This window comes from Phytoamicus setariae (genome assembly GCF_016722925.1).
In the GTDB taxonomy this organism is placed as follows: Bacteria; Pseudomonadota; Alphaproteobacteria; order Rhizobiales; family Rhizobiaceae; genus Rhizobium_E; species Rhizobium_E setariae.
The window spans coordinates 466,739-489,068 of sequence record NZ_JAEQNC010000002.1 but is presented as its reverse complement, the minus strand read 5'-3'; the positions used below and the strand labels follow the sequence as shown (position 1 = coordinate 489,068).

The 22,330-nt window shown below is 59.7% G+C and carries 22 protein-coding genes; 14 read left to right on the top strand and 8 right to left on the bottom strand.

Annotated elements, in window-relative coordinates; genetic code table 11:
- Nucleotides 1-138: 138 nt before the first annotated feature.
- The gene (alaS, locus tag JJB09_RS05015; protein WP_201653998.1) at nt 139-2,796 is read right to left on the bottom strand and encodes an alanine--tRNA ligase; all 2,658 of its coding nucleotides are present in this window, start codon (nt 2,794-2,796) and stop codon (nt 139-141) included.
- 159 nt (nt 2,797-2,955) lie between these two features.
- Nucleotides 2,956-4,044, bottom strand: a complete 1,089-nt coding sequence (recA, locus tag JJB09_RS05010; RefSeq protein WP_201653995.1) for a recombinase RecA — start codon at nt 4,042-4,044, stop codon at nt 2,956-2,958.
- Between the two features lie 234 nt (nt 4,045-4,278).
- Between recA and JJB09_RS05005 the strand changes: the two genes are divergently transcribed.
- On the top strand, nt 4,279-5,220 hold the full coding sequence (locus JJB09_RS05005) for a carbohydrate kinase family protein (RefSeq protein WP_201653992.1): 942 nt from the start codon (nt 4,279-4,281) through the stop codon (nt 5,218-5,220).
- 38 nt (nt 5,221-5,258) lie between these two features.
- Nucleotides 5,259-6,191, top strand: a complete 933-nt coding sequence (locus JJB09_RS05000) for a pseudouridine-5'-phosphate glycosidase (protein WP_201653990.1) — start codon at nt 5,259-5,261, stop codon at nt 6,189-6,191.
- 99 nt (nt 6,192-6,290) lie between these two features.
- Here JJB09_RS05000 and JJB09_RS04995 read toward each other — a convergent pair whose 3' ends face one another.
- A complete protein-coding gene (locus tag JJB09_RS04995) occupies nt 6,291-6,833 on the bottom strand; it encodes a DUF924 family protein (protein ID WP_201653987.1) in 543 nt (180 codons plus the stop codon).
- On the bottom strand, nt 6,830-9,478 hold the full coding sequence (gene cckA / locus JJB09_RS04990; protein WP_201653984.1) for a cell cycle histidine kinase CckA: 2,649 nt from the start codon (nt 9,476-9,478) through the stop codon (nt 6,830-6,832). Before cckA ends, JJB09_RS04995 begins: the two co-directional genes overlap by 4 nt.
- A gap of 281 nt (nt 9,479-9,759) precedes the next feature.
- Here cckA and JJB09_RS04985 point away from each other — a divergent pair, with 281 nt between their 5' ends.
- The 4 genes from JJB09_RS04985 to JJB09_RS04970 all read left to right on the top strand — a co-directional run bounded on the left by JJB09_RS04985 (nt 9,760) and on the right by JJB09_RS04970 (nt 13,868).
- A complete protein-coding gene (locus tag JJB09_RS04985) occupies nt 9,760-11,343 on the top strand; it encodes a flagellar biosynthetic protein FliO (protein ID WP_201653981.1) in 1,584 nt (527 codons plus the stop codon).
- A 75-nt stretch (nt 11,344-11,418) separates the two neighbouring features.
- Nucleotides 11,419-12,408 carry a sugar phosphate isomerase/epimerase family protein gene (locus JJB09_RS04980; protein ID WP_201653978.1) on the top strand — a complete coding sequence of 330 codons (990 nt, stop codon included), beginning with the start codon at nt 11,419-11,421 and terminating at the stop codon, nt 12,406-12,408.
- Between the two features lie 2 nt (nt 12,409-12,410).
- Entirely contained in the window at nt 12,411-13,325 is a 915-nt protein-coding gene (locus JJB09_RS04975) for a ribokinase (RefSeq protein ID WP_201653974.1), read from the top strand.
- A gap of 99 nt (nt 13,326-13,424) precedes the next feature.
- Entirely contained in the window at nt 13,425-13,868 is a 444-nt protein-coding gene (locus JJB09_RS04970; RefSeq protein ID WP_201653971.1) for a hypothetical protein, read from the top strand.
- Between the two features lie 19 nt (nt 13,869-13,887).
- Here the strand turns inward: JJB09_RS04970 and JJB09_RS04965 are convergent, their stop codons facing one another.
- Complete coding sequence (locus JJB09_RS04965; protein ID WP_201654212.1) at nt 13,888-14,319, bottom strand: CoA-binding protein; 432 nt, start codon at nt 14,317-14,319, stop codon at nt 13,888-13,890.
- A 73-nt stretch (nt 14,320-14,392) separates the two neighbouring features.
- On the opposite strand from JJB09_RS04965, the gene JJB09_RS04960 reads away from it, so the two are divergent.
- Nucleotides 14,393-14,728, top strand: a complete 336-nt coding sequence (locus JJB09_RS04960; RefSeq protein WP_246748575.1) for a hypothetical protein — start codon at nt 14,393-14,395, stop codon at nt 14,726-14,728.
- A 6-nt stretch (nt 14,729-14,734) separates the two neighbouring features.
- Here the strand turns inward: JJB09_RS04960 and JJB09_RS04955 are convergent, their stop codons facing one another.
- Nucleotides 14,735-15,166 (bottom strand): VOC family protein, encoded by a 432-nt coding sequence (locus JJB09_RS04955; RefSeq protein WP_201653968.1) that lies wholly within the window; start codon nt 15,164-15,166, stop codon nt 14,735-14,737.
- Nucleotides 15,167-15,402: 236 nt separating this feature from the next.
- Between JJB09_RS04955 and JJB09_RS04950 the strand changes: the two genes are divergently transcribed.
- The 4 genes from JJB09_RS04950 to rpsI all read left to right on the top strand — a co-directional run bounded on the left by JJB09_RS04950 (nt 15,403) and on the right by rpsI (nt 17,866).
- Nucleotides 15,403-16,239, top strand: coding sequence for a DMT family transporter (locus tag JJB09_RS04950; protein WP_201653965.1), 837 nt, complete (start codon nt 15,403-15,405; stop codon nt 16,237-16,239).
- Between the two features lie 31 nt (nt 16,240-16,270).
- Nucleotides 16,271-16,708 carry a PaaI family thioesterase gene (locus JJB09_RS04945; RefSeq protein WP_201653962.1) on the top strand — a complete coding sequence of 146 codons (438 nt, stop codon included), beginning with the start codon at nt 16,271-16,273 and terminating at the stop codon, nt 16,706-16,708.
- A gap of 223 nt (nt 16,709-16,931) precedes the next feature.
- Nucleotides 16,932-17,396: a 50S ribosomal protein L13 gene (gene rplM, locus JJB09_RS04940; protein WP_201653959.1), complete on the top strand. Its 465-nt coding sequence runs from the start codon at nt 16,932-16,934 to the stop codon at nt 17,394-17,396.
- Between the two features lie 2 nt (nt 17,397-17,398).
- Nucleotides 17,399-17,866, top strand: a complete 468-nt coding sequence (gene rpsI, locus JJB09_RS04935; protein ID WP_201653956.1) for a 30S ribosomal protein S9 — start codon at nt 17,399-17,401, stop codon at nt 17,864-17,866.
- Between the two features lie 323 nt (nt 17,867-18,189).
- Here the strand turns inward: rpsI and JJB09_RS04930 are convergent, their stop codons facing one another.
- Nucleotides 18,190-18,489: a DUF982 domain-containing protein gene (locus JJB09_RS04930; protein ID WP_201653953.1), complete on the bottom strand. Its 300-nt coding sequence runs from the start codon at nt 18,487-18,489 to the stop codon at nt 18,190-18,192.
- A 201-nt stretch (nt 18,490-18,690) separates the two neighbouring features.
- Here JJB09_RS04930 and JJB09_RS04925 point away from each other — a divergent pair, with 201 nt between their 5' ends.
- Entirely contained in the window at nt 18,691-19,026 is a 336-nt protein-coding gene (locus JJB09_RS04925; RefSeq protein WP_201653950.1) for an antibiotic biosynthesis monooxygenase family protein, read from the top strand.
- A gap of 54 nt (nt 19,027-19,080) precedes the next feature.
- Nucleotides 19,081-20,211, top strand: coding sequence for a transporter substrate-binding domain-containing protein (locus tag JJB09_RS04920; RefSeq protein WP_246748574.1), 1,131 nt, complete (start codon nt 19,081-19,083; stop codon nt 20,209-20,211).
- Between the two features lie 40 nt (nt 20,212-20,251).
- Here JJB09_RS04920 and JJB09_RS04915 read toward each other — a convergent pair whose 3' ends face one another.
- Nucleotides 20,252-21,130, bottom strand: coding sequence for a M10 family metallopeptidase C-terminal domain-containing protein (locus JJB09_RS04915; RefSeq protein WP_201653947.1), 879 nt, complete (start codon nt 21,128-21,130; stop codon nt 20,252-20,254).
- A 194-nt stretch (nt 21,131-21,324) separates the two neighbouring features.
- Here JJB09_RS04915 and speB point away from each other — a divergent pair, with 194 nt between their 5' ends.
- On the top strand, nt 21,325-22,284 hold the full coding sequence (speB, locus tag JJB09_RS04910) for an agmatinase (protein ID WP_201653944.1): 960 nt from the start codon (nt 21,325-21,327) through the stop codon (nt 22,282-22,284).
- The last annotated feature ends 46 nt before the right edge of the window (nt 22,285-22,330 follow it).

The window sequence follows — 22,330 nt, the reverse complement described above, 5'->3', positions numbered from 1 at the left end:
GAGCAGCCCTAAACCTAAAAATTTAAGAAAAAACGAAGCACATTCCATAAATTACAAGCGAGCCGGAAAATCACGTCAAATGAACACAAAAAAGGGGCGCTCGTGGCGCCCCTCCCATCAGCGAAAATCGCGTGTGCCTCAGCCGATCGCCGCAGCAACCGCCTCAATGGCGTTCTCCGCCTGTGCGCCATCGGGGCCACCCGCCTGCGCCATGTCAGGCCGGCCGCCGCCGCCCTTGCCGCCCAGTGCCTGAGAGGCGATGCGGACGAGATCAACTGCGCTGAAGCGTGCCGTCAGATCATCCGTAACCGCCACCACGGCGCTCGCCTTGCCATCATCGGACACGCCGACGAATGCTACTACGCCGGAGCCGGCCGACTTCTTGCCCTCGTCGGCAAGTCCCTTGAGGTCCTTCGGTTCCACGCCGGTCACGACACGGCCAAGGAATTTCACCCCGTTGATGTCGCGAATGCCATCGCCGCCAGCCGAACCGCCGCCGCCAAGGGCGAGCTTCTTCTTGACGTCAGCCAACTCGCGTTCCAGCTTCTTGCGCTCGTCCATCAGTGCTTCCACGCGACCGACAACGTCATCCGGCTGGACCTTGAGCACCGAGGCGAGTGACTTGACACGCTCATCCTGGGTCGAAAGGTACTCGCGCGCCGCCTCGCCGGTCAGTGCCTCGATGCGACGAACGCCTGCGCCCACCGCACTGTCACTGAGGATGCGGATCAGGCCGATATCGCCGGTCGCACCGACATGTGTGCCACCGCAGAGCTCGACCGAATAGGCTTTGCCGCTCTTGGAACCGTGCTTGGCCTTGCCCATCGAAACAACACGGACTTCGTCGCCGTATTTCTCGCCGAACAGAGCCATGGCCCCTTCAGAAATCGCGTCGTCGACACTCATCAGGCGCGTGGTCACAGGCGCATTCTGGACGACGATCTCGTTGGCCATGATCTCAACGGCCTTAAGTTCTTCCGCCGTCACCGGCTTGGGATGCGAGACATCGAAACGCAACCGCTCCGGCGCCACGAGCGAACCCTTCTGGGCAACATGCGTGCCGAGTATTTCGCGCAACGCTTCGTGGATCAAATGGGTCGCGGAGTGATTGGAGCGCAACCGGCCACGGCGGGCGTGATCGACTTCAAGCACGACGGCATCGGATACCTTGAGTGTCCCCTCGACGACTTCAGCATAATGGACAAACAGGCCGTCACCCTTCTTCAGGGTATCGCGAACCTCTGCCTTGCCGCCTTCGAACAGGATCACACCGGCATCGCCCATCTGGCCACCGGATTCGGCATAGAACGGCGTCTGGTTGACGACGATCTCAACTTTGTCTCCCGCCGAAGCGCTTTTTGCGGTGGCGCCATTGGATACGAGAGCCTGTACCACGCCTTCGGCGCGCTCGGTGTCGTAGCCCAGGAATTCCGTCGCTCCATGCGCTTCCTTGATCTCGAACCAGACCGCTTCGGTGGCAGCATCGCCAGAGCCTGACCAGTTGGCGCGGGCCTCGGCCTTCTGGCGCGCCATTGCCTTGGCGAACGCATCGGTATCGACGCTGATATTCTTCTGCCGCAGCGCATCCTGCGTCAGGTCAAGCGGAAAACCGTAGGTGTCGTAGAGTTTGAACGCTGTTTCGCCATCAAGTTCGCCGCCGTCGCTCAGGCCGGAGACGGCGTCGTTGAGCAAGCCCAGGCCGCGCTCGAGCGTCTTGCGGAAGCGGGTTTCCTCGAGCTTCAATGTTTCAGCGATCAGCCCCTCACCGCGCACCAGTTCGGGATAGGCCGCGCCCATCTGACCTACGAGCGCCGGCACCAGCTTCCACATCAACGGTTCGCGTGCACCAAGCAACTCGCCATGGCGCATGGCGCGGCGCATGATGCGGCGCAGGACATAACCGCGGCCTTCGTTGGACGGCAACACGCCGTCAGCGATCAGGAATGCGGCAGACCTGAGATGGTCTGCGATCACCCGATGGCTCGCACGGCGCTGGCCCTCGGCGTCGGTCGAGGTTGCCTCCATCGAGGCAGCGATCAGCGCACGGAAAAGGTCGGTGTCGTAGTTGTCGTGCTTGCCCTGCAGGAGCGCAGAGACACGCTCGAGACCCATGCCCGTATCGATCGACGGACGCGGCAGGTCGACCCGCTGGTCCTTGGTCACCTGCTCATACTGCATGAAGACCAGGTTCCAGATCTCGATGAAACGGTCGCCGTCTTCGTCCTTGGAACCCGGAGGACCGCCCCAGATATGGTCGCCGTGGTCGTAGAAGATCTCCGAACAGGGGCCGCAGGGGCCGGTATCGCCCATCGCCCAGAAATTGTCACTGGTGGCGATGCGGATGATCTTGTCTTCGGAAAGACCGGCGATCTTCTTCCACAGACCGAAGGCTTCATCATCGGTGTGATAGACCGTCACCAGAAGGCGATTGCGGTCAATGCCATATTCCTTGGTGATCAGGTTCCAGGCGAGTTCTATCGCGCGTTCCTTGAAATAGTCGCCAAAGGAGAAGTTGCCGAGCATCTCGAAAAAAGTGTGGTGTCGGGCTGTGTAGCCGACATTGTCGAGGTCGTTGTGCTTGCCACCGGCACGCACGCATTTCTGCGCGCTTGCTGCCGTCGAATACGGACGCGATTCAAGCCCGGTGAAAACGTTCTTGAACTGCACCATGCCGGCATTGGTGAACATCAGCGTGGGATCGTTGCGCGGTACCAGCGGCGATGAGGCGACGACTTCGTGCCCATTCCTACCGAAGTAATCCAGAAACGCAGACCGGATCTCGTTCACGCCACTCATATGATGCCCTTTATACCTGGTACGCCCGAAAGTGGCGCCTTTTTAAGTCTTTGGGCTTTTATCGTTCGGCTTTAACCATGTCCAGATAAACAAAGCGCCACCGGCATGATTTCCATGCCGGTGGCGCCACAAATTCAGGATCGTGCGCGAGGGTCTAAATCACGCCTCCAGCGCGTCGTCGCCGTCACCGGCCTCGGGACCACCATTCTCAAGGAACCGTTCGGCGATAAGACCGGCATTCTGGCGGATCGCAAGCTCGATCTCACGCGCCAGATCGGGGTTTTCGCGCAGGAACGTCTTGGCATTCTCCCGTCCCTGCCCGAGGCGCTGGCTGTTATAGGAGAACCACGCTCCGGACTTTTCGACGATGCCGGCCTTCACGCCGAGATCGACCAGTTCGCCCGTCTTCGATACGCCCTCGCCATACATGATGTCGAACTCGACCTGCTTGAAGGGAGGCGCCATCTTGTTCTTGACGACCTTGACGCGGGTCTGGTTGCCAACGACCTCGTCGCGCTCCTTGACCGAGCCGATGCGGCGGATATCGAGGCGCACCGAAGCATAGAACTTGAGAGCATTGCCGCCAGTGGTGGTTTCCGGCGAACCGAACATCACACCGATCTTCATGCGGATCTGGTTGATGAAGATGACCATGCAGTTGGAACGGGAAATCGACGCCGTCAGCTTGCGCAGTGCCTGACTCATCAGGCGCGCCTGCAGGCCCGGCAGGCTGTCGCCCATTTCGCCTTCGATTTCGGCGCGCGGCGTCAGCGCTGCAACCGAGTCGATGACCAGAACATCAATCGCGCCGGAACGCACCAACGTATCGGTGATTTCGAGCGCCTGCTCGCCGGTATCCGGCTGGGAGATCAGAAGGTTCTCGAGATCGACACCGAGCTTGCGTGCATAGACGGGGTCGAGCGCATGTTCGGCGTCGACAAACGCACAAATGCCGCCCTTTTTCTGCGCCTCGGCGATCGTCTGCAGCGCCAGCGTCGTCTTACCCGAGCTTTCCGGCCCATAGATTTCAATGATGCGCCCCTTGGGCAATCCGCCGACGCCAAGCGCGATATCGAGGCCGAGCGAGCCGGTGGGAACCGTCTCGATCTCGACCACATTCTCGTTCGAACCAAGACGCATGATCGATCCCTTGCCGAACGAACGTTCGATCTGGGAGAGAGCCGCGTCCAGTGCCTTGCTTTTGTCCACCGATTTTTCCTCAACGAGTCGCAATGAATTCTGGGCCATTCTGTCCACCTTTAGGTTAATCGTGTCAACGAAGCAATGCGCTGTCCATAGAAGACATGTACTCTATTTGTTCTCATTTGGCAATGCTGCGCCAAGTGACTGAAAAAGATATTTTTTCCGGTCTCCGTTCTATTTTTGTTTCGGCAATCTTTTCAACAGCTTGTAGGAGGTTACACTTGCCCTCGCCTGCACTTTGTCGCTAAGATGAGTAATTAACTGGATAGAATAGAGAGCATGGCAGAGATCCTCGTCCTGGGCGGTGCCCATATCGACCGGCGCGGCCGGATATCAGGCGCTACCGCTGTTGGCGCATCAAATCCCGGCGCATGGCACCAGGAGGCTGGCGGCGGCGGCTTCAATGCGGCGCGAAGCCTGGCGCGGCTCGGTCATACCGTGACGCTGATTTCGCCACGCGGTGGAGATGCGGACGGCGAAGCAGTCAGTCAGGCGGCCCGCGCGGCCGGCGTCATCGACCGGCCGTTCACGTTTCTCGACCGGCAGACTCCAAGCTACACCGCAATTCTGGAGCAAGACGGCAATCTGGTCATCGCGCTGGCCGATATGGAGCTTTACAAGCTGTTCAGCGCCCGACGGCTGTCGGTTCGCGCGGTTCGCGATTCCATTGAAGCGACAGACTTCCTGCTGACGGATGCAAACCTGCCTGCAGAAACGCTCGCCGAACTGGGCCGCATGGCCCGCCAGTTCGGCAAACCGCTGGCGGGAATCGGAATTTCTCCGGCAAAGGTCATCCGCTATGTTTCTGAACTCTCCAATTTCGACATGATATTCATGAACGAAGCCGAAGCTCGCGCTTTGACGGGCCGGGAGACGCCAAACTATCGCGAGTGGCCGTCGATCATGCGCCAAGCAGGACTGAAGGGCGGCGCGATCACCCGTGGCCGTGAAGAAGTGATTGCCTGGAACGCAACAGAGAGTGCCGCGCTGTTGCCGCCGCAACTGTCGGCTATCGGCGATGTCACGGGAGCGGGCGATGGTTTTGCCGCCGGTTTCCTGCACGCCACGCTCGAAGGCAAGTCGCTGCCGGCAGCACTTTCAGTCGGGGTCGCCTCGGCGCGGCTGGCGCTGGCCAGCGAAATGGCGACTGCGGAGAATTTGACGCAGGCATTGCTGGCCGATACGCTTGCCCTTGTGCCTGAAGCCGAAATAGTGTTGTAAACCCGCCCTTACGCATTCTTCAATTCAGGATCAGATCCATGACAACATCCGCGCGCGCCCCCTTTCCAGTGACCTATTCCGCAGAGGTCGCACAGGCCAAGACCGACGGCAAGGCGATCGTGGCTCTGGAATCGACGATCATCACTCATGGGATGCCCTATCCCGGCAATCTCGACATGGCAAAGAGCGTCGAGGCGATCATTCGCGAGAATGGAGCCGTTCCCGCCACGATAGCCGTCATCGATGGCACCCTGCATATCGGCCTGGAGGAAGATACGCTTGAGCAACTTGCCCGCACGACAGACGCCATGAAAGTGTCGCGTGCCGATCTCGCATTCGCCATTGCTGAACGCCGGACGGGCGCCACCACCGTGGCTGCAACGATGATCGCGGCCGCGCGGGCCGGCATCAGGGTTTTTGCGACAGGCGGCATCGGCGGCGTGCATCGCGGCGCAGAAGAAACCTTTGACATCTCGGCCGACCTCGAAGAGCTGGCCCGCACGCCGGTCATCGTGGTTTGCGCCGGTGCCAAGGCGATCCTCGACATTCCCAAGACGCTCGAAGTACTGGAAACGCGTGGCGTTCCGGTGGTTACGGTCGGGCAGGACGAATTCCCGGCCTTCTGGTCGCGCAATTCGGGCCTCACGAGCCCGCTCCGCCTGGATGATCCTGCCGGCATTGCCAATTTCCAGCATACACGCGAGGAACTCGGCATCGGCGGCGGCATGCTGGTCGGCAATCCCGTGCCCGAGGAAAACGAGATCCCGCGCGACGAGATGGAAATCTACATCAACCGGGCGCTCGACAATGCCGAAGAAGACGAGATCACCGGCAAGGCGGTAACACCCTATCTGCTGTCGAGCATCTTCCACCTCACCGGTGGACGCAGCCTGGCAACCAACATCGCCCTGGTTGAAAACAATGCCCGACTGGCATCGCGGATTGCCGTGGCCCTCATCGCCAAGGCCTGACCCGGCACTACGCCTGCGCTGTGGTACGTCACAGCGCAACCGGCCTTTTCGCAAAACCCCATGAATCAGAAGCGATTCATGGGGTTTTGTCTTACCCTCTTAAAAGCCCGGATTTGTTTTCAGGAATTCTGCTTCTTCATCAGTGGTGTGGCGGCCGACCACCTCATTGCGGTGTGGAAAACATCCGAAACGGGCGACGATATCGTGATGACGAACGGCGAAGTCGAGTGTGTTGGCATCGCCAAGCGCCCGGTATTGATCGACGCTGTCCTTCTGGTCGCGCAACGCCTCGCTGTGCATCAACGGCAGATACATGAACTGCCGCTCGGTCACCGACCGGCCCTGATCCAATCCCTCGGCGAGGATCGTGCGGCACAGCGTCCGCGCCTGCTGGTCGCTTTCGAATGCACGTGGCGAATTGCGAAACATGTTGCGGGGAAACTGATCCAGGACGATGGTCAAAGCCAGCGCACCATCTGACGTTTGCGCCCATTGGTTCAGCTCGCCCGCCTTGGCCCGCTCGTAGAGCGCAGCAAATCTCTGCCTGATCTCCTCGTCGAACGCATCGCTACGCTCGAACCAGAAGGCTTGTCTTTCGGGGGCGAACCAGAAATCGAGAACGGCCTTGATTTCGTCGTTCATTCCGAACCCTCCCTTTTGCTTTCGATCCCGTCAAGCATCTCGCGCACGGTGGTTGCCAGCTGCTTCAATGTAAAGGGCTTTGGCAGGAAGCCAAACTTCGACCCCTCTGGCAGGTTGCGGGCGAAAGCATCCTCGGCAAAGCCGGAGACGAAGACGAACTTCATGTCGGGATAGAGCTTGCGGATCTCGCCGAGCAGCGTCGGGCCGTCCATTTCCGGCATCACGACGTCCGAAACGACCACGTCCACCTTGCCATCAAGTTCCTCGAGGATCTCAAGCGCCTCGACGCCGGAGCCCGCCTCATGCACCGTGTATCCGCGCGCTTCCAGCATCCGCTTGCCGCCGCGGCGAACCGCTTCCTCATCCTCGACCAGCAGCACGACTGCCGATTTGCCCGTGAGATCGAGCTCTTCGGCGGCCGCCACCGGTGCCGTACCCTGGCCCGTTCGGGCTGCGTCTCCGACAGCCGGCGTCGGACCGGAATTGTCTGCACCGTTGGAATCTGCTGTTTCCACCACAATATGACGCGGCAGGAAGATATGGAAAGTCGTGCCCTTGCCGATTTCCGACTCCGGGAAAACATAGCCGCCGGATTGCTTGATGATGCCGTAGACCATAGACAGACCGAGACCGGTGCCCTTGCCGATATCCTTGGTGGTGAAGAACGGTTCGAAGATCTTGTCCATGATCTCCGGCGGTATCCCGGTTCCGGTGTCCACCACGTCGATGAGCACGAAATCCTCGGCCGGCAGGCCGCGGAAATTCAGTTCCGCCGCATCGGCAGCAGGCAGATTGCGCGTCCGGATGGTCAAGATCCCGCCGTCGGGCATGGCGTCGCGGGCGTTGACCGACAGATTGACCATGACCTGCTCGAACTGGGACAGATCGGTTTTCACCGGCCAGAGGTCGCGGCCATAATCGACTTCGAGTTTCACCTTGGTTCCGGAAAGCATGCGCGTCACCAGCATGCGCAGATCGCCGATCGCGTCGGTCAGGCTGATAACCGCCGGTCGCAGCGTCTGCTTGCGCGAGAACGCCAGCAACTGGCGCACCAGCACTGCGGCGCGGTTGGCGTTGCGCTTGATTTCCATCAGGTCGGCAAAGCTGGAATCCGACTGGCGCGCCTGCAGCAGCAGATGGTCTGAGGACAAGAGGATCGCCGTCAGCACATTGTTGAAGTCATGCGCGATACCGCCGGCCAATGTGCCCACGGCATTCATCTTCTGTGTCTGCGCCATCTGGCTTTCCAGCGCCTTCTGCTGCGTTGTCTCGACCGCATAAACGATGGCCGCCTCTTCCGGCGCCTCCTCGGACTGGTCGATCACCGCATTGACATAGAAGCGGAAATAGCGGCCTTCCTCGGTCGGGTGGCGTGCTTCGACCGGTTCGATATCGACCTTGCGATCCTTGGCGGCGGCCAGGGCGGCATGCAGTCGCTCCCGTTCGGTCTCGGGCACGATGCCGAAGAGGAAATTGCCCTCGGCCTCGCCTGCCCCTGTCACACCCGAAAACAACTTCATGAACTGGGTGTTGGTCCTGAGGATGCGGCCGCTTCCGTCAACCGAGGCGATCGCCATCGGCGTATTGTTGAAGAAGCGGTTGAAGCGCATGGCGGCGGAAGAATCGTCATGCGCACCCTGCTCCTCACGTCCGCGCTGCAGAACAATGGTGCGGCTTTCGCCCGGAGCACCATCCTTGGCGGCGGAAACGCGATGAACGATGCGCACCGGCAAGCTTTGTCCGTTTGCCTTGCGGAAATCGAGATCGAGCGTTTCGGTACGTTTCTGGCCGGGCTCGGGATGGATGGTTTCCAGCCGCGTCAGGCCCTCGCCCGCGCAGATGTCACGGATCATCATCGAGCCGGGCTCGAACTTTGTCAGATCGATGCCGAGCCAATCGGCAAGCGTCGCGTTGACATAGAAGATTTCGCCCTTGCGGCCAGCGGAAAAGAACCCCGCGGGCGCATGGTCGAGATAGTCGATTGCATTCTGCAATTCGCGGAAGAACTTTTCCTGTTCCCCACGCTCAGCGGTGATGTCGGAAATCTGCCAGATGAAGAAGGGACCGCCCGGCTCCTCCTCTATGGTCAACGGCCGCGCCTTGAGCCTGTACCACCAGGCTGGCTGCCCCTGATTGTCGCTCTGACCGAGCGGGCGTGGCAGGCGGAATTCCTCATATCCGGACTTGCCCTCCATCAGCCCGTTGGTCAGCCTATAGACCGCCTCCGTCGATTCCCGATTGCGCGACAGAAGATGTTCGAGCGAAACCGGTCCGACCTGCTCTGCACCCGTCAATCGCCCATAGGCGGCGTTGGCATAGACGATGCGCCCCTTGCGGTCCGTAATCAGACTTCCATCCGGATGGCTGTTGAGAACTGCGCGGGCGACCGTATCGGTGCGGTTCTGCGGCATCACCTCGACGAACCCGATGACAGCCGAGACCAGGAAGAAAATGCCCGCCATCGCCAGCACGCCGAGTATGCCAAGCACGATCTCGTTTTCGAGTTGATCCCTGAACCATACGAACGCAGCCGCAGTTGCCAGGAGCACGACGGCAAGCAGGACGAGGCGCAGCACAGTGCCGGGCCGTTGCGAATTCTCAACAACCGGCTTCAGGTGGTTGTTCGCTTCATTCAGCTTCGTCATCCAGTCCTCAATCTGCCGCCGGAAAGAATCCAACGCGTTGACGCTGTTCCGGTCTCGAATCATCATTATCAATTCGCAACTTCATCACAAAGCGCTTGAAGCGGTCTATTCACCATTGAATCTGATGAATCTGCTGCCAACGGCAAATGCGCTATCCACTGCGGACCTTCACGGTCACCGTCGCGTGCCATCGAAATAGCTTGCCAAGCCGGAAAAATGCCGTCAATGACCTGTATGGAGGAGCATCTTTTTGCCGGAACAGCCACTAAAAGGACCGTCTCATGCTTGAAGGATTGGCCCCCGATCTCGCACCACGCCTCGCACTCGCCATTGGTGTCGTAGCGCTTGCGTTTTTCGCCCTGATCGCCGTTCTGGTGTTTCTCAAGCGACGCAATTCGCCCCTGTTCGTCAAGGGCGGCCGCGCGCGGGAGCACCGGTTGGTCGTCCTCGATGCCGCTGCCGTCGATGCGAAGCGCCGCCTCGTTCTGGTCCGGCGCGACGATACCGAGCACCTGATCATGATCGGAGGCCCGACCGACATCGTCATCGAAACGTGCATCAACAGCCAGACACGGCAGCAATCTGCCCATGGCTCCACCAAGAACATCGGTTTCGAAGCGCCGATCGCCATCGAGACTCCGGAGCGCAACAAGCTCGCGCCGCCATTGGGGACTCCCGTCGCCGAGCGCGCGATAGCCAGGCCGGCTGCCCCAGCACAGATCGCATCGCCTGCTGCTGCTCGCAGCCAGGCCCCGGATGTCAAAGTCATCTCGGCAATGAGTGGCATGCTCTACGACGACGAGCGCGAGCCGATGGGCGGCAGCAAGCCAGTCCAGAGCGCTCCCTCGGCTGCGGCCGCACTCGACAACCCCGCGCGGGATACAGTTCCGCCAATCGTTTCAAGCCCCGATGACGTGCTCGAACAGGCGCGAAGCCGGGCTATGCCTGTCGATGGCGAGCCGATGCGGGCCGAACTTAGCAGAACGGCGGCGAGCGATGCAGCCGTCAAGGCGTTGACGGAGCGGCTGGATGCCGCCAAGGCGCAGGCACACAAGGCAGACGCCGAACGCGCCGAAGCACAACGTATCGAGGCTGAACATGCAGAGGCTTCCCGACTAGAGACTGCGCGCATGGAAGCGCTCCGGCTCGAGGCCCACCGGGCGGAAGTCGCGCGTCTGGAAGCCCAGAAAACGGCGGCTGCCCGCCTTGAAACACAAAAAGCCGAGACAGCCCGAAGGGAAGCAGAGCGTCTTGAAAATGAACGTCTAGAAGCTGAGCGTCTCGAAGCCAAAAGGCTTGAGGCCGAGCGTCTGGAAGTCCAGAGACTTGAAGCCGAGCGCCAGGAAGCCCAAAGGCTTGAAGCAGAACGTCTGGAGGCCCAGAGGCTTGAAGCCGAGCGCCAGGAAGCCCAGAGGCTTGAAGCCGAGCGCGCCGAGGCGCAGCGCCTGGAGATTCTCAGGCGCGAAGCACAGGAAGCTGCCGAGCGGGCAGAGGCTGCCGAGCGCGCTGAAACCGCGCGCATCGAAGCCGAAAGGCGGGATCAGGAAAGCCAGAAGCGGGTCGAGCCAGTCATGGTCTCCGCGGAAGCCAGGCCGATCACCCCCCAGGAGCGCGATGCGCTTGCCAGCGATTTCGAAGAATTTCTCGAGGCCGAACTGCAGAAAGATGGGCTTGTCGATGAAAAGTACATGCCCGACGTTGTCGGTGAAGTGCGTGAGCGTCCGGTTGATGTTCCCGCGGTGAATCCGGTGTCTCGCGAGCCCGCCCCCTTGGTGACGGGCGCGACGCCCGGGGCGTCGGCCGAAAAGGACATGGCCCGCCGCTTGGGCGAGATCAGCCTCAACAAGAAGAACGACGGCCTCTGATCTGTGACCTGAGACCGCCACTCCCCGAGACTCGCAGCCCGAGATTGGCAACCCTCCCGCGCAGAGAAGCAACCCATGACCCTACCCCATCGTTTTGCAGCCCGCCTCAATGCTTTCAAGATGGACGCAGCCCAATACTGGCCGGGAAAGAACAGGGTCACCACCGTCGACCTGCTGGAGCGCGCCGCAACCGTCGAAGGCCTCAACGCCGCCGATCTCAACTATCCCGACCATTTCACAGACACTTCGCCGGCCGAGCTCGCTTCGCGCATGCATGATCTCGGGATGTCGCTGAACGGCGGGGCAATGCGGTACTACACCGACCCGGGCTTCAAGCTCGGTGCGTTCACTCATCCGGATGCCCAAGTCCGACGGGCCGCGATCGAGATCACCAAGCGCGGTATCGATGCGGTCCGGGAAATGGGCGGCAATCTCATGACGTTGTGGATGGGCCAGGACGGCTTCGACTATTCCTTCCAGGCCGATTACAACAGGATGTGGGACGACACGATCGCAGCGATCCAGGAGGTCGCCCGACACGATGCCGGTTGTGAGATTGCGATCGAGTACAAGCCGAACGAACCCCGGTCCTATGCGCTGATGCCCGACATCGGAACGACGCTGCTGGCCATTAGGGAAGCCGGGGCAGACAATCTCGGCGTCACGCTGGATTTTGCGCATGTGCTGTTCGCAGACGAGATGCCGGCGCATGCCGCAGCACTTGCCGCTCGCCACTCGCGCATCCTGGGCGTTCACCTCAATGACGGATATGGCAAGCGTGACGATGGATTGATGATCGGCACTGTCCACCCGGTCCAGACGATCGAGCTGCTGGTGGAACTTCAGCGTTCCGGATACGACCGCGCGATCTATTTCGACACGTTTCCCGACCATGGTGGCCTCGATCCCGTCGAAGAATGCCGCACCAACATCATCGCAGCGAAAAAGTTGATGAAGCTGGCCGACAGGCTTGCCGGCAACAGCGAGCTCGGGCAAGCTGTCGCCAGGCAGGATGCCGCGTTCAGCCAGCGGATCATCATGCAGGAGATTTACCGGGAGGTGTAGGCATGGCGAAGGCGATTCTGGTTGCGGGCTCCCTGCATCACGACGTGATTGTGGAAGCGGAGCGCCTTCCCGCCTTCGATGAAACGCTCCCCGGCCGAGCGGTTCGGTATGTTGCCGGTGGAAAAGGGCGCAATCAGGCAGCAGCGGTCGCGCACAATGCCGGCAAGTGCTTTGTCGCCGGACGTGTCGGGGACGATGCCCAGGGCTCGTTCCTGGCGGACGATCTTCGCGAAGCGGGAGTGGATACAAGCCTGCTGCAGGTCGGCAAGGGTCAGACAACAGGCATGAGCGTTGCCGTGGTCAACCCGACGGGCGACTATGGCGCGGTGATCGTCTCCGGCGCCAACCTGGCTTTCACGACTTCGGACATCCGTATGCCGGACGGCGTCGGGCTGCTGTTGCTGCAGAACGAAATCCCGGAAGCCGTCAATCTCGAACTGGCGCGGAAAGCGCGCGATGCCGGCATCGTCACCATCCTCAATGCCGCGCCTGCCCGGCCGCTTTCGCCTGACATTGCCGAAGCAATCGATATTCTCGTCGTCAACCGTATCGAGGCCGCCGAGCTGACGGGGCTCGCGATCGACAGCCAGGGAGCCGCCGCCGATGCGGCCAGGCAGCTCTGCCATTCGGTCGGCAAAGTCATCGTCACGCTCGGGGGGGAAGGACTCGTCCATATGCGCGCTGGAGGGCGGCCGGAGTACCAACCGCCCTTCCGCGTCGATGTTGTGTCCACACATGGCGCCGGCGATTTCTTCATTGGCGCACTTGCCAGCCAGCTCGCATCCGGTTCCGAATTCGAGGCGGCAATCCACTATGCCCAGGCTGCCGCCGCATTGTTCGTATCCACCGACGTGGATAAGCGCTGGCAGATCCGCCCCGTGCAGATTCGTGCCCGACTTGGTGAGGACGAACTGTAGAAAACCGGCACAACTACCCGATTTAGTTGTTTGATTAGGATCAAGGAACGGAACGCGCCATCACCGCATATGCACCTCGAATATGCGGAGAATGCGAGAATGAACATACCCCTGGCTGCTGCCCACACCGTCGTTGAGACCCTCACGGCATGGTGGCGCGACCAAAGACGTCGGACGACCGAAATACTGGATGAAGCCGCCGCACTGAACTACCACGACCTTGAAGGGGTCGCTGCAGATTGCGGAATTTCACCCTACCAGCTTGTCCACATCATCAGCGCCGGCCCGCAAGCCAACGACGAAATTGGTGAGATCCTGCGCGCCTTGAATGTCGAGCCAGCCGCGGTCGATGCGGCCGACCACGAAAACTATCGGAAGATGCAGATAGCGTGCGCCCGCTGCGGCAGCAAGACGTTGTGCCGCAGCCTCCTGGATAGCGGAGACGCGGCAAGCAGTTATGGCGCGTTCTGCCCGAACGCGGAACGCATCAAGCAAGCCGTCATAGGCGAGCTCCGAGCCGTGCACGAACGTCTTTCCAACTGAAGACGCCACACAGGCGGGATCAGGTGCCCATTACCCTGGGAAACTCGATGGCCGGGCAGCGGTTCATGATCACCGTCAGGCCTTGTGCCTCAGCTCTCTCGGCTGCTGCATCATGGCGAACCGTCAACTGACCCCAGATCACCTTGGGCCGGTTTGGCATCGCCAGAACTTCATCGATGACAGCGGGCAGCTGGTCAGCGGCGCGAAAGACATCGACCATATCGACCGTCTCGGCGATATCGGCCAGCCTTGCGACCACCGTTTGTCCATGGATCTCACCTCCGGCGTGGCCGGGATTGACCGGGATGACGCGATAGCCCTTGCCCAGAAGGAACCTCATCACGCCGTAACTCGGGCGAGTTGGGTTGGCCGAAGCGCCGACCACGGCGATGGTCTTTACCGATTTCAGAATGTCGCGGATTACGCTATTGTCGTAGCTGTCGTGCTTCATCGTCTCACCAAGTCTGGTCTTATCATCTGCATTCATTGCTGAGATAGTATCGGGATTGCACAGGGGAAAGTAGATGCCGAAACTATTGGTGGCGACAGTCTTGACGGCAGCAGCGATTTCCGTGGCGACTTCGGTCGTGGCCACTCCACGCTACAGCGCGCTGCAATACAGTTGCGGTGCTATCCAGTCCCTGATCGAGCAACATGGCGCAGCAATTTTCCGCTATCCCTCGCCACGCAAGCCCAGCCTGACGCTTTATGATCGCTATGTAAGCAACAAGAAGTATTGCGCGCCCCATCAGATCACCGAGCGCGTCCACATTCCGTCTGCCGACACCAATCGCTGCCTAGTCAGACATTGCATCACCGCTGACTGCGACGACATAATCGGCCGCTGCCTGTACAGGTAGCCCGCGTCAATCCGGCAGCGCCACATGGCCTTCGGCATCCATCGGGAAGAACGGATTGTAGGCAATTTCCCAGAGATGGCCGTCCGGATCGGCAAAATAGCCTGAGTATCCGCCCCAGAACACCTTTTCCGGCTTCTTGATTTCTGTGGCACCGCAGGAGATCGCGAACTTGTAGACCGCATCGACGCCCCTTTCGCTCGAGACGTTGTGCGCGAGAGTCACGCCCGAAAAACCCTTGGGTGTATCAGGCACCCGAGCGTCTTCGGCCAGAGACGCGCGCGAAAAAAGACCGAGCACCGTGCCCTTCAATTGAATGAAGGTGACGGTCTCCGAAGAAGAGGCGGATTTCTGCCAGCCCAGCTTTTCATAGAAGGCCGTCGAACGCACCAGATCCTCGACGCCCAAAGTGACCAATGAAATTCTACGGTCGATCGACATACGCTAAATTCCCTTAATGTACCCTCTATGTATACTTTTTGTACTTACGTAATCATTAAAGGTCAACGCAAAGGTCAATCGTTTTGATCGGTTGCGCGCAAATGCGACCAACCTATGGCGCAAAACACAAAGCAAACGGCCTTTTCCGGGGTGTTCGGCTGTGCAATGAGGAATACGCTACATTCCGCAGGAGACTCGGTTGAGGCTCATATGCAGGTCAGTTCCCGGATTCATTCATGCCAATTGATATTGTATTTCTTGTTCTCCTCGGCGCCTGCCTTCATGCGACCTGGAATGCGCTCGTAAAATCGGGTACCGACAAGCAGCTGGACTCCACCATGGTGGCGCTGGGCGCGGCAGTGGCATCCTTATGCGCGCTTCCCTTCCTGCCGCTGCCGAATGCGGCCGCCTGGCCCTACATCATCGGCTCTGTCTGTATCCACTTCACCTATTACCAGCTGGTCGGCGCCGCCTATCGCCTTGGCGATATCGGCCTCGTCTACCCCCTGATGCGCGGCGTCGCGCCACTGATCATCGCCACCACCAGCGGCGTGGTGCTGGCGGAAACCCTTTCGCCAATGATGTTTGCTGGCGTTATCGTGATCTCCGCCGGAGTCCTGACCATCGCAGCCGACTTTCGCGGCGGCCATTCCAAGGCCATTGGCGTTGCGCTGATCAATTCCTGCGTCATCGCCCTCTATACATACGTCGATGGCATCGGCGCGCGGCTCGCCGGCAATCCGATCTCCTACACGATCTGGATCTCGATCCTGCCTCCCATCCCGCTCTTTGCCTTCGCATTCCTGATGCGTGGCGTATCACCGGTGCTAAAACACGCGCGCACCACCTGGCGGCGCGGCCTGATCGGCGGCATTGGCTCGGTGGCATCCTACGGACTGGCGCTTTACGCCATGACGCGCGCCCCGATTGCCGCCGTCGCGGCGTTGAGGGAAACATCGATCCTGTTTGCGCTGCTGATCTCGGTCCTGATCCTGAAGGAGCGCGCCAGCCCCTGGCGCTATGTCGCCGGCGGGATGATTGCGCTGGGTGCGCTAACAATGAAACTGGGCTAGCCTTGTTGGCCGCAGCTGAATGGATGCAAGCATGCCGAGCCAATTGACCGCCACGGAAATCAGCGACTTTCTCGATCGAGAGTTTCCGCAGATTCATGCGGGCGGCCGAGTGTTCGGCGTGGCAAGCGTGGCGGAAAATACCGTCACCCTCAACTTCACGCCCAATGACAGTCACCTGAGACCGGGCGGCACGGTTTCGGGTCCGTCGCTCTTCGCGCTCGCTGATGTCTGCGCCTATGCGACGCTTCTCGCCACGGTCGGCATCGATGCCGGCCGACTGGCGTTGACGAGCAACCTCAATATATCCTTCCTCCACCGTCCCGCACCCGTGCCGCTGCTGGGTGTCGGGCGGATGCTCAAGACCGGAAGGCTGCTTTCCGTGATGGACATCGGCATCCAGCGTGCCGATACGGGCCAACTCATAGCGCAAGCGACGGCAACCTACGCGATTCCACCCGGAAAAATGTGAGGTATCTCCATACCTCACAATCAACTTATTGATTTCGTTTATCTATTTTTCCCGTCAGCACATTTGTCTTTCTTGACGAAAGCCGGCGCGTTGCGTATAAGCCCAGCCAGATCGCTGTCCTACCGGGCAGCATCTTTTTTGTGGGCTCCGGCCACACAATCCAAGCAACAAGAAACGCCCCTTGCCTTCGGGTTTCGGGGATCGAACACGAAAGAATAGACATATGTCCACCTTCGTACAGAAGCCGGCAGACGTCGAGAAGAAGTGGGTGCTGATCGATGCCGAAGGGCTCGTCGTCGGCCGTCTCGCCTCCATCATCGCCAACCGTCTGCGCGGCAAGCACAAGCCGACTTTCACACCGCACGTCGATGATGGCGACAACGTCATTGTCATCAATGCCGACAAGGTCGTCTACACCGGCAAGAAATTCACCGACAAGAAGTTCTATTGGCACACCGGCTATCCCGGCGGCATCAAGGAACGCACGATGCGCCAGATTCTCGAAGGCCGCTTCCCGGAGCGCGTTCTTGAAAAGGCTGTCGAGCGTATGGTTCCCCGTGGCCCGCTCGGCCGTCGCCAGATGAAGAACCTCAAGGTCTACACAGGCGCCGCCCATCCGCATGAAGCTCAGCAGCCGGTCGTTCTCGACGTTGCCTCGCTCAATGCCAAGAACACGAAAAGAGGCTGATCATGGCTGACCTTTCTTCCCTCAAGGACCTCGGCACCGCTGTCGAAGCCTCTGCTCCGGTTCACGTCCGCAAGGTCGATGCCCAGGGCCGCTCCTACGCCACCGGCAAGCGCAAGGATGCGGTTGCCCGCGTCTGGGTCAAGGCCGGCTCCGGCAAGATCATCGTCAACGGCAAGGACTACACGGCATATTTCGCCCGCCCGGTGCTGCAGATGATCCTTCGCCAGCCGATCTTCGCCGCTGCTCGCGACGGCCAGTTCGACGTGATCGCAACGGTTGCCGGCGGCGGCCTCTCCGGCCAGGCCGGTGCAGTTCGTCACGGCATCTCCAAGGCACTGACCTACTTCGAGCCGGCGCTTCGCGGCGTGCTCAAGAAGGGTGGCTTCCTGACCCGCGACAGCCGCGTGGTCGAGCGCAAGAAGTACGGCCGTGCGAAGGCACGTCGTTCGTTCCAGTTCTCGAAGCGTTAATCGCTTCCGAAATCGGAAATACGGAAAGGCCGGGTTTTGCCCGGCCTTTTTTTCATGGCGTGTCCCACATGTTCATCCAGTCAACTGGGCTCATTTCATCTTGAATTTCGCGTGAGCAAGTGACGCTGGCACACTGAACCGGATTTCCGACGGATATCCGAGGAGGAGCCTGACGGCATCCCAGGCGACTGCTGGCCAGGTCGTTCGCGTCAACAGTTGAACATCCAACATACGGAAATGCTTGTCCCTCACAGGACGAGTTAAAAGCGGCCAGGCGGTAACCCGGATGCGATTGAAGGCAGAGGAAACTGCCCTGCAGCAACTCAGCTTGAGGCGTGCGTCGCCGCATGCGACATGGATGCGACCGGTCTGCCATGGCCACAATACAGCATAGCTTCGCTGCAAGCTGCGACGAAGGCATCATGCGCGGCTTCCGCATAGGAGGTGCGAGACAGTGCAACACGGCAAAGCCTTACCGCCTGACGGTAATGCGAGCCCTTGCGGATCGGCCATTCGTTTTCAAGGAAGTCGAGAGCATCATAAGCGCCACGAAAGAGACGGCGCATTCCACACTGAAGTTCGACGGTTACAGGCTTGGTCCATGGGATGTCTAAGATCATCATGAAGTTCTCCATTCACTGTCAACGTCATAGGGATGTGATTTGCGGGTTTCACGCAACAAAAATTTTACTAAATCCAATCAACAATTTAAGTGTGATTACGTAATGTGCTGAACCACAGGTTTTGGGCATGAGTTGCCTGAATTGCAGGCAACCTCGCGTCACAACACTGTTAACATCGCAAACGCAACAAGGAATCACCCGATGTCGCAGCCAGCTTTCGCCAGCACGCCCCGCCCGCCCTACTATGTCGTTACCTTCTCCAGCCAGCGCACCGACGGAGACAACGGCTACTCTGACATGGCCGAGAAAATGGCAGAGCTTGCCGCCAAGCAGCCGGGCTATCTCGGCGTCGAAAGCGCGCGCGGGTCGGACGGTTTCGGCATCACCAACTCCTTCTGGGCAGACGAACAAAGCATCCGCAGCTGGAAGGCCGTTCTCGATCATCTCGATGCCCAGAACAAAGGTCGCGAGAAATGGTACGAGCGCTACGAAGTGCGCGTGGGCAAAGTCGAGCGCGCCTATTCGTTTGGCCGATAGTGCCAATCGCCGGCAATCTGTCGCCTGCAACAATTTCATGCTAGAAGCCCATCCATGACTCCCACACCTTCCGATTGCGGACTGCATTATCCAAGGCGAATTTGCCGCGACGTGCTTGCACTTGCGATGATCGTGCTGGCTCTGCTCCTCTGCGCTGGAAATGTGGTTGCGCAGCAAGCAGCAACGCCGCGCACCGTGACCGCGGGGCTTTATGTCAATCCTCCCTTCGTGACGGAGGATCACGGCAAATTCTCCGGAATGGCGGTCGATTTGTGGAAGGCACTGGCCGCCGAGCTTGGAATCCAGACGACTTTTCGCGCCTATTCCACCGTTCGCGAATTGCTCGATGCCGCGGCCCGAGGTGAAATCGAAATCGCCGTCACCAACCTCACCATCACCCAAAATCGCGCTTTGAATGTGGATTTCACCCAACCCTGGTTCGATTCCGGTCAAAGAGTGATGGTGGACCAATCTCAGACGACTGACTTCTGGGACATACTCGACGGCCTGCAGGATTCCGGCCACCTTCGCGTCTATATCTGGTTTGCCGGCATCATTCTGGCGGGAACGGTGTTGCTGACGCTGTTCGACCGTCGTTTCAATCCGGAGTTTCCGAATAAATGGCTCGACGGCCTAGCGGAGAGCTTCTTTGCCGTCATGTCGATCGCGTCCGGCAAGCCAACAGGGCGGAAGAATTTCTTCGGCTGGGTCGGCCGGGTGTGGCACGGCCTGTGGCTCTTCTGCGGCATTGCCGTTCTCGCCTACGTGACGTCATCGATTGCAAGTGTGATGACGACACTTTCGCTGAACAATCAGATCGCCGGCCTTGCCGACCTGCAGGGCAAGACCGTCGGCGTGTTCGCGGGCAGCGTGTCGGAGGATTTCGCCTTATCCTCCGGATTCAGTATCCGCACCTATCCTGATCTCGAGCACTCGGTTCAGGCTCTTCAAAATGATGAGGTCGATGCCATCATCGGCGATGCGGAAGTGCTGGAATATTATGCCCACCAGCATCCGGACAAGGAAGTCGAGGTTGTCGGCGCACTTTTCGAACCCGATAAATATGGCTTCGCCCTTCCCCTTCGAAGCCCGCTTACACGCCCATTGACCGTCGAACTGCTCGGCTTGCAGGAAAACGGCGTCGTGGGAGATTTGCGGACCAAGTATTTTGGTGAAGTGAAATAGGGCACGGCCGGATCAGGCCGACAGTGCCCATTTCTCTCACTCAGCAGAACAAGAAGTCGCCGGCGTGCAGATCAAGCCCGCCCTTCACTTTCGCCACCAGTTCATCATCGACATAAAGCCGGCCACTTGCACGGTCGTAGTCGATATGGCGCTGGTACAAATCCCTGCTGCTTTCGCCTATATTGCGAGGCGTCAGATCCTGGGGCCGGTCGCCAAAATCCTCCCTTGCCCCGAGATCGACGACGATCTTGTCCGTGCCGCGCTGGAAGTCAGCGATCCTCGTCAGGCTGCCTTCTTCTCCCCGGTCTTTTCCACCCCCGACAGAGAAGACGAAGGCATCTGCCCCGGCCCCGCCATGGAGACGGTTCTCCCCGTCTTCCACGACCAGAATGTCGTTGCCGCCGCCGCCGCGAAACGTGCCGCCCGCACTGTCGAGCAGCAAGATGTCCTTGCCCGCGCCAGCATAGACGACGTTCAAATTCTCCCCAGACTTGAAGTTGTAGATCTCGTTGAAAACGGTGCCCTTCAACGGTGGAGGCGTAGCGACCTTCCAGGCATTGGTCAGATCATAGCTCATCCATTCGATGAACCGCGGATCTAACTGTTTCTGGAAGATGGTTAAGTTGAGGCTGCCCGCCCCGGCGGAATTATTGAGGAAATTGATGACGATGGTATCCTTGCCCCTTCCGCCATCGACCTCTATCTTGGCCTCCGGCATATCGTCGACCTTGGCGAGATCGAAGGTGAACCCCTTAATGATGTCGTCACCCGCACCCGCGTGCACTGAATCTGAAGCCCAGGCGTCTGACGATCCCATGCCGTTGACGTCGATCAGATCGTCACCCTGCAACCCGTAGATTTCGTCCTCGCCCCTGGTGCCATAGATCGTTTCGGATTTGTCCGTACCCCGGATAGCCACAATACCCCTCCAACATGCTCGAAATATCCTAGCTCCTTTTGAGCAGCGAAAAGTTGCGCCGAAGTTAAACTGGTCCGGCAGAATCGAGCGATCCGCCTATCAGTCGCTTATGCGGGACCTGCCTCCAGGATTGACCGCAGGCGGTTCGCCCGATTACGCTTCACGCCAGAACCAGGGGAACAGGAAGACAGCCAATGCCAGCAAAGACCATCGACAACGCCTTTACCGCCAAATCCATCAAGGGAGCGGCGACAGACCCGACCTATGCCGGCGCACTCTCCTTCATGCGGCGCAAATACACCAAGAACCTTATCGGCGTCGATGCGGTGGTGTGGGGCATTCCATTCGACGCTGCGGTCTCGCACCGCCCCGGGACCCGGTTTGGACCGCGCGCGATCCGCGAGGCATCGACGATCTTCGACAACGATCCGCAATATCCGTTCAATCTCGACCTGTTCGAGAACATGGCCGTGATCGACTATGGCGATTGCCTGCTCGACTATGGCAATCACCACAAGACGCCCGGAACGATCCAGAAGGAAGCGTCCAAGATCATCAAATCGGGGGCGTTCCTGTTTACCATGGGCGGCGACCACTACATTACCTGGCCACTGCTGCAGGCCCACGCTGCCAAATATGGCCCGCTGGCGATGATCCAGTTCGACGCCCATCAAGATACCTGGTTCGACGAAGAGCGGCGGATCGACCACGGCTCCTTCGTCGGCCGCGCGGCCCGCGACGGGATCATCGATACCGCACACTCGATCCAGGTCGGCATTCGCACCCACGCGCCGGACGATTGCGGCATCAAGATGCTATACGGCCACGTCGTCGAGGACATGTCGGCCACCGCGATCGCCGAGGCAATCATTACCCGTGTCGGCAATCGCCCCTGCTACCTCACCTTCGATATCGACTGCCTCGATCCGGCCTATGCACCGGGAACCGGCACACCGGTCGCCGGCGGACCGTCGAGCGCCAAGATGCTGTCGGTGCTGCAGAAACTAGGTCAACTCGATATAAAGGGCGCCGATGTCGTCGAGGTCTCGCCGCCCTATGATCATGGCCAGATCACCGCGATCGCCGGCGCCAGCGTGGCGATGTACATGCTAGGGCTGAGGGCGCAAAGGATGGCCAAAGATGGCGCGGGTTGAAACAGCCTTTCGCTGAAAGGCTGATTCAAGAGGCTGACACGGAGAT